Here is a 238-nt window from a genome sequence, read left to right on the forward strand (position 1 = left end):
GCCGCGCTTCGCGCCGGCCGGCCAGAGCACGCAGATGATCGTCGGTGCGGATGGCGCAAGCGACCAGACCATCCTCACAACAAGCGCTAATCTCTATGGTGCCTACAGGCTCAAGCGCGTCTACTACTCGGCGTTCAGCCCGATTCCCGATGCCAGCCGCGCCCTGCCGCTGATCGCGCCGCCGCTGGTGCGCGAGCACAGGCTCTACCAGGCCGACTGGCTGATGCGGTTCTACGGG

The 238-nt window shown here is 66.8% G+C and carries 1 pseudogene; it reads left to right on the forward strand.

The annotated features are described in order from the left end of the window. A pseudogene (locus ACZ267_RS13040) lies at positions 1-238 on the forward strand (putative DNA modification/repair radical SAM protein); the annotation flags it as partial.

The organism is Staphylococcus sp. AC872, assembly GCF_979255425.1.